Here is a 13,524-nt window from a genome sequence, read left to right as displayed (position 1 = left end):
GCGGGCATGAGCGCTCACTCCCCCCGGGACACCGGCCCCGGATCCCCGGACGGGACCGTCGACCCCCAGTCCTCGCGGTGGTACGACGCGGAGGCGGGGCCGGTGGTCCGTCCGTACGCGATGACCCGCGGGCGTACCAGCAGCGCCTCCCGTCATCGCCTCGACCTGATCGCGCTCGTCGTGCCGGAACCGGCGGCCGACGATCCCGGCCGGGACCAGACGCTCGCCCCCGAACACGTGACGATCGTCGAACTCTGCAGCGACATGCCCCAGTCGATCGCCGAGCTCGCCGCCGAACTCGACCTCCCCGTAGGGGTGGTACGGGTTCTGGTCGGCGATCTCGTCGAGGACGAGCTGGTGCACGTCACCCGTCCCGTTCCGCCGGCCGAGCTGCCGGACGAGAACATTCTTCGCGAGGTAATCAATGGCCTTCGGGCGCTCTAGCCGCGTCAAGCAGCGGCCCGTCGAGCCCGTCACCCTCAAGATCCTGGTGGCGGGAGGGTTCGGCGTCGGCAAGACGACCGCGGTCGGCGCGGTCAGCGAGATCAGGCCGCTGCGCACCGAGGAACGCCTCAGCGAGGCGGGCCGGCCGGTGGACGATCTGGAGGGGGTCGAGTCCAAGACCACCACCACGGTCGCGATGGACTTCGGCCGGATCACCCTCCGCGAGGACCTGGTCCTCTATCTGTTCGGCACACCGGGCCAGGACCGCTTCTGGTTCCTGTGGGACGAACTGGCCCAGGGCTCCCTGGGCGCGGTCGTCCTCGCCGACACCCGGCGGCTGGAGGACTGCTTCGCCGCGGTCGACTACTTCGAGCGCAGGAAGATCCCGTTCACGGTGGCGGTCAACACGTTCGAGGGCGCCGACCTGTTCCCCGCCGAGACCGTGCGGGCCGCCCTGGACCTCGACCCGGAGGTCCCGGTGCTCGGCTGCGACGCACGGGACCGGTCCTCCGTGCGCGACGTCCTGGTCGCGGTCGTGGAACACGCCCTGGAGCGCGCGGCACGGGCCCGCGAACCCGTCGCGACCTGAGCCGGGGCGTCCTGGCACACATGCGGCCCGTACCCCCGCCGACAGGGGTACGGGCCGCACGCTGTCCGGCGGACCGGGCCCCGAGTGTTCTGCTGCCGTGACGATCGGTCAAGTCAACGGCAGGGAAAACCTGTCGGGGCCGGCCGGGCTCAGCGGACCGCGACCACCGCTGAGCCGTGCCCGAACAGCCCCTGGTTCGCCGTGATGCCGACCCGTGCGCCCGGCACCTGCCGCTCCCCGGCCCGTCCGCGCAACTGCCGCGTGAGCTCGCAGACCTGTGCGATGGCCTGGGCGGGGACCGCCTCGCCGAACGAGGCCAGACCGCCGCTCGCGTTCACCGGAACCCGGCCCCCCAGCGCGGTCGCCCCCGTGCGCAGGAGCTTCGCCCCCTCGCCCGGACCGCACAGCCCGATGTCCTCGTACCACTCCAGCTCCAGGGCCGTGGACAGGTCGTAGACCTCGGCCAGCGAGAGGTCCTCCGGCCCGATCCCCGCCTCCTCGTACGCGGTCCGCGCGATCGAGGCCCGGAAACTCTCGGGCGACGGGTCCACCGCCACCGCCGAGTCCGTGCCGATGTCCGGCAGGTCCAGCACGGTCCTCGGGAAGGTCGGCGTCACGGTGGAGACGGCCCGGATCCGCACCGGATCACGCGCCCCGTGCCGCCGCGCGAACTCCAGGCTGGACAGCACCAGGGCGGCGGCCCCGTCGGACGTGGCGCAGATGTCCAGCAGCCGCAGCGGATCGGCGACCACCGCGGAGGCGGCGACCTCCTCGGCGGTCACCGGACTGCGGTAGCGGGCGTACTCGTTCAGCGCCCCCGCCGCCGCGTTCTTCACCTTGACCAGCGCGAAGTCCTCCGGTGTGTCCCCGTACAGCGCCATGCGGCGGCGGGCGTACAGCCCGAAGTACGCCGGGTTCGTCGCCCCCAGCACCCGGAAGCGCAGCCAGTCCGGGTCGTCGGGCCGTTCCCCGCCGGCCGGGGCGAAGAACCCCTTGGGTGCCGCGTCGGCCCCCACCACCAGGACCACGTCCGCCAGCCCCGCCAGGATCTGCGCCCGCGCCGTGTCGATGGCCTGGGCCCCGGAAGCGCACGCGGCGTACACGGACGCCACCCGCGCCCCCTGCCACCCGAGCGCCCGTGCGAACGTTGCCCCCGCCACGTACCCCGGATAGCCCCCGCGCACCGTCTGCGCGCCGACCACCGACCGCACCTCGGGCCAGCCGATGCCCGCGTCCGCGAGCGCGGCCCGCGCGGCGACCCGGCCGTACGTGACGAAGCCGCGCCCCCACTTGCCCCACGGGTGCATCCCGGCCCCGAGGACGGCCACATCGCCGGTCATGAGGCGGCCCCCTGCCCCGCGCCGGTGACACGCGCCGCGACGGGCCGCCAGTGCCACGTCGTGTGCACGGTGTCCGTCGCCGGATCCTCGTCCAGCACGCCGGGCACCACCTCCACCACCGAGCCGACGGGCAGATCGGCCACGCTCACCCCGGGGGCGGCCTGCCCCAGCACCACCATGCGCTCGGCGGCCAGCTCGACGGCGACCAGCGTGTACGGCGTCCACGGCGTGGCGGGATCACTGACGTACGGGGGAGGGGGCCGGTAGCGCCCGTCGGTGCAGGACCACACCGTGCCCCGCTTCGAGAGCGGCACCTCCGCCAGATCGCCCCCGGGGCAGCACGGATTGCGGCAGTGGCCGTCCTCCCGGGGGAAGTGGACCGACCGGCAGCCGGAGCAGCGGGTGCCCAGCAGCCGGAAGTCCTCCTCCGCGGCGTCCTCGGTGAACCAACCGGCCACCACGGGTGTACGTGTACGCGGCAAAGCCCCTCCCGGCACTGGATCTGACGGAACGTCAGAAGTGTGCCACGGGTGCCCTTCCCCGGCGAGGGGTCCGGCCCGGCGGCCTCAGCCGCGCCCGTCCCCGCCGTGCTCGGCCAGCCACTTCGCCGCGGTCTCCGCCAGCTCCGCGTCCCGGCCCGCGAGCATCGTCCGGATCATCTGCGCGTCCCCCCGCAGCGACCACACCGGATGCCCGAACGTGGCCGGGTTGTTCTTCTCGATCAGGAAGTGAGCCGGCCACGCCGTGCCGTACCCGATCAACGGCAGGGCCGCCAGGTAGCGCTTCCGGCCGCGCGCCAGCCCGTATGCGGAGATCGCGAGCCCGGTCAGGGTGCCGGTCAGATGGACCCAGCGGGTGGCGGCCCGGGAGTGCATCGCGACGTAGTACGGCCAGAATTCCTCATACGTATCGAACGTCTGCTGTGACATACGGGCACCGTAGCCGCCCGATCGGCAACCGAACACGCCCCTTTCGCGTCCGAATGGAAGAACGGGCGGCCGGAGCCCACGGGGGTGGTCCCGGTCGCCCGTTCCCCGCCCCTCGGGGCGGCCCGTCCGTCAGTGGCCGGCGACCGAGCGGCGGTGCACCGGGAAGTCGAAGTACGTGCTCGGGAACGGCTCCGGCGTGTAGGTGAAGTGCCACCACTCCTCGGGCAGGTTCACGAACCCCGCGGCGGTCAACGCCCCCTTCAGAAGCTGCCGGTTGGCCCGCTGGATCCCCTGTATCCGGGGATCGTCCGTGTGCGACAGGGTGTCGAAGCAGTCGTAACCCGTGCCCATGTCCACCGAGTTGTCGGGAAACCGCTCACCCTCCGGCGCGAAGCAGGGAGTCAGCCGCTCACCCGGACGGTACGGCCTGGTCGGCAGGGCGGGAAGCTCGACGAGCGTCAGATCCACCGTGCTGCCCCGGCTGTGCCCGGACTTCTCCGCGATGTAACCGTCCTCGAACAGCCGGGACTTGTCGACCAGCGGATAGAACTCCCCCTTCATGGACTGGTCTTCCAGATCCTTCGCCCACCGCACGAAGTGGTCGACCGCTCGCTGCGGCCGGTAGCAGTCGTACACCTTCAGCGAGTACCCCTGCCGCAGCAGCCGCTGCTGCGCCCGGTGCAGGGCGCGGGCGGCCGGCCGGGTCAGGATGCAGACCGGCTGCCGGTACCCCTCCACCCGCTCGCCCAGGAAGGTGTGCGCCGTGGTGTAGCGCATCTCCTGAAGGATCGTCGGATCCACCGAGCGCAGCGACACGAACTCCTCGGGGGCTTCCGGCTCGGGGCGCGCCTGCGCCGAGGGGGAGAGGGCGGTCACGGCGAGGAGGGCGGCGGCCGCGGCGGCCAGGGCACGGAGAGCGTTACGCATTCCTGTCATGGCCACATCGTCCATCAGCTTCGCGGCCTCCGGGAGAGGACGCGACCGGGCGGCCCCGGGGAAGCGGGGCGGGACCGTTCGATACAGTCCGCCCGTGTCCGAACCCCTCGACAAGCCCTCCCCGACCGCCCCGCAGCCGCCCCGGCACACGCGGGACTCCCACTGCGGCACGTGCGGAGCCCCGTACACCGCGCTCCCCTCGGCCGACGCCTGGCCCCGCACCTGCCCGCACTGCGCAACCACCGCCTACCGCAACCCGCTCCCGGTCGCGGTGGCCCTGCTCCCCGTCACCGGCCCGCGCTCCACCGGACTCGTCGTCATCACCCGCACCATCGAGCCGCAGAAGGGCGGCACGGCGCTGCCGGGCGGGTTCATCGACCACGCCGAGGACTGGCGCACGGCGGTCGTCCGCGAACTGCGCGAGGAGACCGGCATCGAGGCCGTCGCTGAAGACGTCCGCCTCGCCGACGTCCTCAGCGACACCGCGGGCCACCTCCTGGTCTTCGGCCTCCTCCCGCCCCGCCCCCTGGCAAGCCTCCCGCCCTCGACCCCCACCGACGAGACATCCGGCTACGCCATCCTGTACGGCCCGCGCCCCCTGGCCTTCCCCCTGCACACGGAGGCCGCCGACGCCTGGTTCGCCGGCCGGCAGGGCTGAGGGGGCCGGGCGGCACGTGGGGCCGCGCGGCCCTCGGCCCCGCGTCTCGCCGCGGCTGAGGAGCCGGGCCCCGCGCCAGGCCGCACGCCAGGCCCCGCGCTTCGCCGATCGGCCCCCGCCCCCGGCCGCACGCCGGGCCGCGCACCGGGCCGCACGCCGGGCCGCACGCCGGGCCCCGCCCCCGGCCGCACGCCGGGCCGTACGCCCCCGGTGCGTACAGCCGGACCAGAGCCCGCACACCACCCACTCGGCGGGCCGGGCCCCCGCCACCACGACCGCCCCGAAGGCGTGCTCGCGCAGGACGAGCCCCCCCCCCCGCCCCCGCGCCCTCTGAACGGGCGGCCTCCGGACCGGCCCGGAGGCCGCGCTGCCGCAGGACGGGCCCTAGCCCCCCGCCCCCCTCACCCGCACCGGACAGTCGACCCCGCCCTCCCCGCCGTCCCGCTCCACCACCACGCGGTCCCCCTCCCACCGCGTCACATACCGCTCGACCTCCGCCTCCGCCCACCCGTCGCCCGGGTCCCGCACCACCAGCCCGCCGCCGGTGTGCCCCGGCGCGGGCGCCCACACCTCCAACTCCGGCCCACCGTCCGCACCCCGCACCGGAATCACCGCGCCGGCCCTCGCCAGCACCGGCACCCGGGACCGCGGGGCATCGACCAGGACCTGGCCCGGACCCTCGTACGCCTGCCCGGTCGCCGTGTCGTACCACCGGCCCCGGGGCAGCCGCACCGCCCGCCGCAGCGTCCCCGGCTCCAGCACCGGAGCCACCAGCAGCGCGTCGCCCAGCAGGAACGCGTCCTCGCACTCCCGCAGCGCCCGGTCGCCCGGCGCCCCCCACCACACCGGCCGCACATAGGGCGCGCCCGTCAGCCGCGCCACCTGCGACAGCGTCACGAAGTACGGGTGCAGCCGCTCCCGCTCCACCAGCGCGGCCCGCGCGTGCTCCAGCACCTCGGGCCCGAACTCCCACGGCTCCCGCCGCCCCGCGTCGATCGCCGCATGCGTCCGGAACAACGGCAGATACGCCCCGAGCTGGAACCACCGCAGATACAGCTCCGGCGACGGGAACCCGTCGAACCCGCCCACATCCGGACCCGAGTACGGCACCCCGCACAGCCCGAGCCCCACCACCAGCGACAACGACGCCCGCAAACCCGGCCACCCGGTCGACACATCACCGGACCAGGTGCCCCCGTACCTCTGCATCCCCGCCCAGCCCGACCGCGAGAAGAGGAACGGCCGCTCCTCGGGACGCAGCCGGAGCAGCCCCTCGTACCCCGCCCGCGCCATCGCCAGCGCGTACACGTTGTGCGCCTCGCGATGATCGCCACCGGCGCCCTCCAGCACATGCCGGGCCGAACGCGGCAGCGAAGGATCCCCGAACGCCGCGAAGGACACCGGCTCGTTCATGTCGTGCCAGACCCCCGAGAACCCCTGCGCAAGCCGCTCCTCGTACAGAGATCCCCACCAATCCCGCACAAGCGGATCAGTGAAGTCCGGAAAGACGCACGCCCCCGGCCACACCTCGCCGACCACCACCCGGCCCCGCGCGTCCCGGACGTACGCACCACGCTCTCCGACCGCCCGCCCCGCATCGAACACCGCGTCGCCCGGCTCCGCCTTCACCGCCGGATCCACGATCGACACCAACCGCACCCCGTCCGCGCGCAGCTCCTTCGCCAGCGCGGGCAACGCGGGAAACCGCTCCCGGTCCACCGTGAACACCCGGTGCTCGTCGTAGTGATCGATGTCCAGATGCAGCACGGACAACGGCAGCCCCCGCTCCCGGTACCCGTCGACGATCCGCCGCACCTCCCGCTCATCGCCGAACCCCCACCGGGCGTGCTGCGGCCCCAGCGCCCAGGACGGCGGCAGCGCCGGCGCACCCGTCAGTGCCGTCCACCCCTGGAGCACCCGGGCCGGCGTCCCCGCCACCACCCAGCAGCGCAGCGGACCGCCCTCCATCCGCACCTCGCACGTCCCCGGCCGGTCGTGCCCCGAGCCCGCGCCCTCCTCGCCCTCCCGCAGTACCACCCGCCCCGCCCAGCTGTTGTCGTGGAACGCCAGATGCGTCCCCGCGTCCGACACCACCACCTGCACCGGCATCGTCAGATACAGCGGATCGTCCCCCGGACCGAAACGCCCACCCGGATCGGTGTTCCACAGCCCGTACACCCCGTCCCGCAACCGAGGCCCGCCCGCCCGTCCGCCGAGCCCGAAGAACCGCGCGTCGGCCGGCACCTCGGAGCGCTGCACCCACCGCACCGGCCCCCCGCCCACCGGCTCCCACCAGCGCGGCGGCAGCTCACGCCGCAGCAGCAGCCCGCCGGGCGTCCGCAGCTCCACCGCCCCGGTCCGCGACACCACCACCGTCAGCCGCTCCGAGACCACCTGCCAGCCGCCGTCCTTGTCCGGCTCCAGCACCGCCCGCGGATCCGGCGCGGGCGCCTCGCCCGGCACCGCGTACGACGGCAGCGGCTCCGCCCCGTCCCACGCCCAGAACACCGCACCGCCCACCGACACACGGATGCGCAGCTCCGAACGGGCGAACCGCACCACGCCCCCGCCCGGCCCCGGCTCCGCACCCGTCAGCGCGCCCGGCACCCGGGCCCGCTCCGGCCCGCGCGCCGGCAGCGCCGCCGCATCCGCCGACCGGCGCCGCCAGGCCGAGCACACCGTGCGCAGCCCCCGCACCGAACCGACCAACCTCACCCGACGCACCAGGTCACGACCGTCCATGGCGCACACCCTGCCACCCGTCCGACCCGCAGAACCTCCCGTTCAACTCCCGTTCACCCGCGCCGGCCCCCGCGGGACGGAACCGCTGACGACGGGGCCACCCTGGTGCCGAAGACGATCACATGGCATCGTCCGTGTCAGCCGCTCACGCGCACACCCCAGCCCGTGCGCGCCGACACGCCCACCCCGCGTACCCGTACAGCCAGGGAGCCGCCCCATGACCGAAGCCACGCCCGAGACGCCCCTCTGGCAGCCCGGCCCCGACCGCATCGAGGCCGCGGCCGTCACCCGCTTCCAGAACTGGGCCGCGACCCGGTACGGCGCCCCGGCCGAGGGCGGCTACGCGGCGCTGCACCGCTGGTCCGTCGACGAGCTCGACACCTTCTGGCGCGCCGTCGCCGAATGGTTCGACATCCGCTTCTCCACCCCGTACGAGAGCGTCCTCGGCAACCGCGCGATGCCCGGCGCCACCTGGTTCCCCGGCGCCACCCTCAACTACGCCGAGCACGCCCTGCGCACCGCCGAGGACCCGGCCCGCGCGGACACCCCCGCCCTGCTGTACGTCGACGAGACCCACACCCAGACCCCCGTCAGCTGGGCCGAACTCCGCCGCCAGGTCGGCTCGCTCGCCGCCGAACTCCGCGCCCTGGGCGTCACCCCCGGCGACCGCGTCAGCGGCTACCTCCCCAACATCCCGCAGGCCCTCGTCGCCTTCCTCGCCACCGCCGCCGTCGGCGGGGTCTGGACCTCCTGCGCCCCCGACTTCGGCGCCCGCAGCGTCCTCGACCGCTTCCAGCAGATCGAACCCGTCGTCCTGTTCACCGTCGACGGCTACCGCTACGGCGGCAAGGAACACGACCGCACCGCGACCGTCGCCGAGCTCCGCCGCGAACTGCCCACCCTGCGCGCCGTCGTCCACATCCCGCTGCTGGGCACCGACGCCCCCGAAGGCGCGCTCGCCTGGGCCGCCCTCACCTCCGCCGACACCGAACCGGTCTTCGAGCAGGTCCCCTTCGAACACCCGCTGTGGGTCCTCTACTCCTCCGGCACCACCGGCCTGCCCAAGGCCATCGTCCAGTCCCAGGGCGGCATCCTGCTCGAACACTTCAAGCAGATCGGCCTGCACTGCGACCTCGGACCCGAGGACCGCTTCTTCTGGTACACCTCCACCGGCTGGATGATGTGGAACTTCCTCGTCTCCGGCCTCCTCACCGGCACCACCGTCGTCCTGTACGACGGCAGCCCCGGCTACCCCGACGTCAGCGCCCAGTGGCGGGTCGCCGAACAGACCGGCGCCACCCTCTTCGGCACCTCCGCCTCGTACGTCATGGCCTGCCGCAAGGCCGACGTCCACCCGGGCCGCGACTTCGACCTCTCCCGCGTCCAGTGCGTCGCCACCACCGGCTCCCCGCTCCCGCCCGACGGCTTCCGCTGGCTCCACGACGAGGTGGCCGAAGACCTCTGGATCGCCTCCGTCAGCGGCGGCACCGACGTCTGCAGCTGCTTCGCCGGGGCCGTCCCCACCCTCCCCGTCCACATCGGCGAGCTCCAGGCCCCCTGCCTCGGCATCGACCTCCAGTCCTGGGACCCGTCGGGCAAACCGCTGACCGGCGAGGTCGGCGAACTCGTCGTCACCAACCCCCTGCCCTCCATGCCGATCCGCTTCTGGAACGACCCCGACGGCAGCCGCTACCACGACAGCTACTTCGACATGTACCCCGGCGTCTGGCGGCACGGCGACTGGATCACCATCACCGAGCGCGGCTCGGTGATCATCCACGGCCGCTCCGACTCCACCCTGAACCGCCAGGGCGTCCGCATGGGCTCCGCCGACATCTACGAGGCCGTCGAACGCCTCCCCGAGATCCGCGAATCCCTCGTCATCGGCCTCGAAGAACCCGACGGCGGCTACTGGATGCCGCTCTTCGTCCACCTCGCCGAGGGCGCGACCCTCGACGACGACCTGCGCGCCGCCATCAAGCGGACCATCCGCGAGAACCTCTCCCCGCGCCACGTGCCGGACGAGGTCATCGAGGTCCCCGGCATCCCGCACACCCTCACCGGCAAGCGCATCGAGGTTCCGGTCAAGCGCCTGCTCCAGGGAACCGAGATGGCCAAGGCGGTCAACCCGGGCTCCGTCGACAACCTCGACCTCCTCCGCTTCTACGCCGAACTGGCCGCGAGCCGCCGCCGATAGACCGGCTGTCAGTCCCCCTGATTACGCTGAGTGAGCAAGGATTCACCGCGCACAGGGGGACACATGGCGCACACCGGCCACACCGACCACGGCTCCACCCACCACACGAAGCCCGGCACGAAGCACGGCACGAAGTCCGGCGCCACCATGCGACGCACGCTACGCCGCGAAGCACCCAGCACCATCGGCCTGCTGGCCGACGCACAGGACTTCGCGGCCATGCGGCGCTACCGCACCTTCGCCTTCGACGACCACACCGTCTATCTCCAGCAGGTCGAGGGCCTGCTCAAGGCGCTCGCGAGCCAGGGCGTGCACACCACCGTCGCCCTCTTCGACCCGGAGGACTACGCGGAGTTCTGCGCCGAATCGGGCCTCGAAGCCGACACCGGCGCGAGCCGCAGCCGCTTCACCGCGGAGATCGCCGCCGCCGGAGCCACGGTCGCCTACACCGGCCAACGCCTGAGCGACCTCATCCCCGTCCTCGTCTCCCGCGCGGTCCGCCGGGCCACCTGGGAGTACGCCACCCTCCTCCTCGCCGACCTCGGCACCTGCGCCGACTGCGGCCAGGACATCGGACGCGCGGCCTTCGACCGCGCATCGCACCTCCTCATGCGCCTGCTGGAAACGGCGGGACCGGGCGCCCACCACCTGGTATGCAGCACCCCGACGGACAACGACCAGCTCCTGGCCGTGCTCCACACCCACCGCGACACCGCAGGACCGGCCCGCCTCGACAGCGCGGAGGGCGCGGAGTTCGCCTCCGTCCTCGCCGTGGCCATCGCCCTGGAATCACGCGGGGGAGTCGTCCTGCGCACCAGCGCCCCCGACAGCCCGGACCGTGTCCACGGCTGGCGGCTGGCCCACGGCGCACTCGCCCCGCTCACCGCCGGCGAGGTCTTCAACGCCTACTGCACCGACGCGGACACCGGAGAGCCCCTCTCCCCGGAATCCGGGGTGGAGTACTGCGCGGGATTCGACATCGGAGCCGACCCGGCGGAGCCCCACCACTGAGACCCCACACAGCGGGAGGGGCTTCCCGCCCGACGGCGGAAAGCCCCTCCCGGCACACACCTGCCCCGGCTACTCGCCGGACAGCACAGCCTGAGCGGCGCTGCGCGCCTCGTCGGCGGAGTCGGCGGAACGCGCGGCGTTCGCCGCACGCTCGCACTGCGCCAGCGTGTACTTGGCCAGCGTGGCCCGCACATAGGGAATGGACGCGGCGCCCATGGAGAGCGAGGTGACCCCCAGACCCGTCAGCACACAGGCCAGCAGCGGATCGGCCGCGGCTTCACCGCACACACCGCAGCTCTTGCCCTCGGCACGGGCGGCCTCGGCGGACAGCGACACCAGATCCAGCAGCGCGGGCTGCCACGGATCCTGGAGCCGCGACACCGCGCCCACCTGACGGTCGGCCGCGAAGGTGTACTGCGCCAGGTCGTTGGTGCCCAGCGACAGGAACTCCACCTCCTGCAGGATCGACCGCGCCCGCAGAGCGGCCGACGGAATCTCCACCATCGCGCCGAACTTCGCCCGCAACCCGGCCTCGCGGCACGCGTCAGCGAACGCCTTGGCGTCGATGCGGTCGGCCACCATGGGGGCCATGACCTCCAGGTACACCGGCAGCCCCTCGGCGGCCTTCGCCAGCGAGGTCAGCTGGGTACGCAGCACATCGGGGTGGTCCAGCAGGCTGCGCAGCCCGCGGACGCCGAGCGCGGGGTTCGGCTCGTCGGCAGGCGTCAGGAAGTCCAGCGGCTTGTCCGCACCGGCGTCCAGCACGCGCACGACGACCCGCCCCTCGGGGAACGCCTCCAGCACCGCGCGGTAGGCCGCGATCTGCTTCTCCTCGGAAGGAGCCTGCTTGCTGTCGTCCAGGAACAGGAACTCCGTCCGGAACAGCCCGACACCCTCGGCGCCCGCCTCGACCGCCGCGGGCACATCGCCCGGACCGCCGACGTTGGCGAGCAGCGGCACCTTGTGCCCGTCCGACGTGGCGCCGGGACCGGTCGATGCGGACAGCGCCGCCTTGCGCGCGGCGGCCGCACTCTCCAGTTCGGCGCGCTTCTCGTCGCTCGGGTCGACGAAGATCTCGCCGGTGCTGCCGTCCACCGCGACGACCGTGCCCTCGGCCAGTTCACCGGCGCCGGGCAGCGCCACCACGGCCGGAACGCCGAGCGCCCGCGCCAGGATGGCGCTGTGGCTGGTCGGCCCGCCCTCCTCGGTGACGAAGCCGAGCACCAGCGTCGGGTCGAGCAGCGCGGTGTCGGCCGGCGCCAGGTCGCGCGCGATCAGCACGTACGGCTCGTCGCTGTCCGGCACACCGGGCATCGGCACACCGAGCAGGCGCGCCACGATCCGGTTCCGTACGTCGTCGAGGTCCGCGACCCGCCCCGCCAGGTACTCCCCGGCATTGGCGAGCAGCGCCCGGTACGCGGCGAACGCGTCGTACACGGCCCGCTCGGCGGTGCTGCCCACGGCGATGCGCCGATCGACATCGGACATCAGCTCGGGGTCCTGCGCCATCATGGCCTGCGCCTCGAGCACGTGCTGTGCCTCGCCGCCGGCCAGATTGCCGCGCGCGATCAGATCGGCCGCGACCGCCTCCACCGCCTGCCGGGCACGCCCCTGTTCGCGACCGGCCTCCTCGGCGGGAATCGATTTGGCCGGCGGCTCCAGCACCGCTGTACCCATGTGCCGAACCTCGCCGATGGCCACACCGTGGCTCACGCCGACGCCTCGCAGCGTTGTCTCCATTTCACCCGTCTCCGGTTGTGCGGCGACCGAGTCACCGCGGTGGTTGTGCAACTGGCTTGTCACTGCGCCCGAGGCGTCACTGCCAGCCGAACAGTGTGTCGCCGACCTTCACGTCGCCGTCCTCGCGCACCTCGGAGAGCGCCTCCGCGGTGGCTTCCAGGGCCACGATCGGGCAGATGGGTGACTTGCCGGCCGCCTCGACGCCGGCCGGGTCCCAGCGCACGATGCTCTGGCCGCGGGTCACCGTGTCCCCCTTGTTCACGAGAAGCTCGAAGCCCTCGCCGTTGAGCTGGACGGTGTCGATGCCCAGGTGCGTCAGGACCCCGTGCCCGTCCGCGTCGACGACGACGAACGCGTGGGGGTGCAGGGAGACGACGATGCCGTCGACCGGGGACACGGCCTCGGAGGGTTCGCGTACGGGGTCGATGGCGGTGCCGGGACCGACCATCGCGCCGGAGAAGACCGGGTCGGGAACCGCGGTGAGCCCGATGGCGCGTCCAGCAAGAGGGGACGTCACGTTGGTCATGGGGAGCCTCCCAGGGGGTGGAGATTCAGGTGTCGCCGCCGCGACTGATGGGGGACGGCGTACTGCTCAGCAGAGTAAGTCATATGAAGTCCCGGTTCCGCCCGAGACCTACCGCTTGGCGGACCTAGGGGTGCACCAGAAACGATTTGCCTCGACTCTCGGCGACCTGTACTGTCGTACTCCTGCCTGACCCCAACGCGACTTTGAGTCGGGGGTCGGCGGCGACCTTCAAGCCCAGATCCTAACTCTGAACCTTTCTTCGGCATGCCCGCAGGACGTGGTCAAGGGAAACGGAAAAGGCCTGATAGAGTCGGTCCCGCCGGAAAGGGAAAACGCGAAAGCGAAGAACCTGGAAAGCGAAAACTGCTTGACCCGCTTCGGCCGGGAATCGGACGCGAAAGAGTCTGATAGA

At 73.0% G+C, this 13,524-nt stretch carries 12 protein-coding genes; 5 read left to right on the top strand and 7 right to left on the bottom strand.

From position 1 onward, the window contains the following. Window positions 1-6: 6 nt before the first annotated feature. Together ACH4UK_RS23655 and ACH4UK_RS23650 are read left to right on the top strand one after the other, a co-directional pair. A complete protein-coding gene (locus ACH4UK_RS23655) occupies window positions 7-444 on the top strand; it encodes a DUF742 domain-containing protein (RefSeq protein ID WP_398359282.1) in 438 nt (145 codons plus the stop codon). Further along, a complete protein-coding gene (locus ACH4UK_RS23650) occupies window positions 425-1,033 on the top strand; it encodes a GTP-binding protein (RefSeq protein ID WP_398359280.1) in 609 nt (202 codons plus the stop codon). Before ACH4UK_RS23655 ends, ACH4UK_RS23650 begins: the two co-directional genes overlap by 20 nt. A gap of 149 nt (window positions 1,034-1,182) precedes the next feature. On the opposite strand, the gene ACH4UK_RS23645 is transcribed toward ACH4UK_RS23650, so the two are convergent. The 4 genes from ACH4UK_RS23645 to ACH4UK_RS23630 all read right to left on the bottom strand — a co-directional run bounded on the left by ACH4UK_RS23645 (window position 1,183) and on the right by ACH4UK_RS23630 (window position 4,229). Continuing rightward, window positions 1,183-2,373: a lipid-transfer protein gene (locus ACH4UK_RS23645; RefSeq protein ID WP_398359278.1), complete on the bottom strand. Its 1,191-nt coding sequence runs from the start codon at window positions 2,371-2,373 to the stop codon at window positions 1,183-1,185. Beyond that, the gene (locus tag ACH4UK_RS23640; RefSeq protein ID WP_398359930.1) at window positions 2,370-2,831 is read right to left on the bottom strand and encodes a Zn-ribbon domain-containing OB-fold protein; all 462 of its coding nucleotides are present in this window, start codon (window positions 2,829-2,831) and stop codon (window positions 2,370-2,372) included. Before ACH4UK_RS23640 ends, ACH4UK_RS23645 begins: the two co-directional genes overlap by 4 nt. Window positions 2,832-2,939: 108 nt before the next feature. Beyond that, entirely contained in the window at window positions 2,940-3,302 is a 363-nt protein-coding gene (locus tag ACH4UK_RS23635) for a DUF962 domain-containing protein (protein WP_359630523.1), read from the bottom strand. A gap of 129 nt (window positions 3,303-3,431) precedes the next feature. Continuing rightward, on the bottom strand, window positions 3,432-4,229 hold the full coding sequence (locus ACH4UK_RS23630) for a M15 family metallopeptidase (protein WP_398359929.1): 798 nt from the start codon (window positions 4,227-4,229) through the stop codon (window positions 3,432-3,434). Between the two features lie 103 nt (window positions 4,230-4,332). On the opposite strand from ACH4UK_RS23630, the gene ACH4UK_RS23625 reads away from it, so the two are divergent. Beyond that, complete coding sequence (locus tag ACH4UK_RS23625; RefSeq protein WP_398359276.1) at window positions 4,333-4,896, top strand: NUDIX domain-containing protein; 564 nt, start codon at window positions 4,333-4,335, stop codon at window positions 4,894-4,896. A gap of 384 nt (window positions 4,897-5,280) precedes the next feature. Here ACH4UK_RS23625 and ACH4UK_RS23620 read toward each other — a convergent pair whose 3' ends face one another. Further along, on the bottom strand, window positions 5,281-7,638 hold the full coding sequence (locus ACH4UK_RS23620) for a glycoside hydrolase family 31 protein (protein ID WP_398359274.1): 2,358 nt from the start codon (window positions 7,636-7,638) through the stop codon (window positions 5,281-5,283). A 217-nt stretch (window positions 7,639-7,855) separates the two neighbouring features. On the opposite strand from ACH4UK_RS23620, the gene ACH4UK_RS23615 reads away from it, so the two are divergent. Both ACH4UK_RS23615 and ACH4UK_RS23610 read left to right on the top strand, forming a co-directional pair. Then, window positions 7,856-9,835, top strand: a complete 1,980-nt coding sequence (locus ACH4UK_RS23615) for an acetoacetate--CoA ligase (RefSeq protein ID WP_398359272.1) — start codon at window positions 7,856-7,858, stop codon at window positions 9,833-9,835. Between the two features lie 63 nt (window positions 9,836-9,898). Then, a complete protein-coding gene (locus ACH4UK_RS23610; RefSeq protein WP_398359270.1) occupies window positions 9,899-10,846 on the top strand; it encodes a hypothetical protein in 948 nt (315 codons plus the stop codon). A 69-nt stretch (window positions 10,847-10,915) separates the two neighbouring features. Here ACH4UK_RS23610 and ptsP read toward each other — a convergent pair whose 3' ends face one another. Continuing rightward, window positions 10,916-12,586, bottom strand: a complete 1,671-nt coding sequence (ptsP, locus tag ACH4UK_RS23605) for a phosphoenolpyruvate--protein phosphotransferase (RefSeq protein ID WP_398359268.1) — start codon at window positions 12,584-12,586, stop codon at window positions 10,916-10,918. A gap of 76 nt (window positions 12,587-12,662) precedes the next feature. Continuing rightward, window positions 12,663-13,112: a PTS glucose transporter subunit IIA gene (locus tag ACH4UK_RS23600; protein WP_398359267.1), complete on the bottom strand. Its 450-nt coding sequence runs from the start codon at window positions 13,110-13,112 to the stop codon at window positions 12,663-12,665. Window positions 13,113-13,524: the final 412 nt, after the last annotated feature.

It is taken from the genome of Streptomyces sp. NPDC020884, assembly GCF_044333935.1.
Lineage (GTDB): Bacteria > Actinomycetota > Actinomycetes > Streptomycetales > Streptomycetaceae > Streptomyces.
The sequence above is the reverse complement of the archived record's forward strand: the minus strand, read 5'-3'. Positions and strand labels throughout refer to the sequence as shown.

What these genes read in the sequence shown, in the direction of transcription:
- ACH4UK_RS23655 (WP_398359282.1), top strand. Translation starts at nt 7, where the DNA reads ATGAGCGCTCACTCCCCCCGGGACACCGGCCCCGGATCCCCGGACGGG.
- ACH4UK_RS23650 (WP_398359280.1), top strand. Translation starts at nt 425, where the DNA reads ATGGCCTTCGGGCGCTCTAGCCGCGTCAAGCAGCGGCCCGTCGAGCCC.
- ACH4UK_RS23645 (WP_398359278.1), bottom strand. Translation starts at nt 2,373, where the DNA reads ATGACCGGCGATGTGGCCGTCCTCGGGGCCGGGATGCACCCGTGGGGC.
- ACH4UK_RS23635 (WP_359630523.1), bottom strand. Translation starts at nt 3,302, where the DNA reads ATGTCACAGCAGACGTTCGATACGTATGAGGAATTCTGGCCGTACTAC.
- ACH4UK_RS23630 (WP_398359929.1), bottom strand. Translation starts at nt 4,229, where the DNA reads ATGCGTAACGCTCTCCGTGCCCTGGCCGCCGCGGCCGCCGCCCTCCTC.
- ACH4UK_RS23620 (WP_398359274.1), bottom strand. Translation starts at nt 7,638, where the DNA reads ATGGACGGTCGTGACCTGGTGCGTCGGGTGAGGTTGGTCGGTTCGGTG.
- ACH4UK_RS23615 (WP_398359272.1), top strand. Translation starts at nt 7,856, where the DNA reads ATGACCGAAGCCACGCCCGAGACGCCCCTCTGGCAGCCCGGCCCCGAC.
- ACH4UK_RS23610 (WP_398359270.1), top strand. Translation starts at nt 9,899, where the DNA reads ATGGCGCACACCGGCCACACCGACCACGGCTCCACCCACCACACGAAG.
- ptsP (WP_398359268.1), bottom strand. Translation starts at nt 12,586, where the DNA reads ATGGAGACAACGCTGCGAGGCGTCGGCGTGAGCCACGGTGTGGCCATC.
- ACH4UK_RS23600 (WP_398359267.1), bottom strand. Translation starts at nt 13,112, where the DNA reads ATGACCAACGTGACGTCCCCTCTTGCTGGACGCGCCATCGGGCTCACC.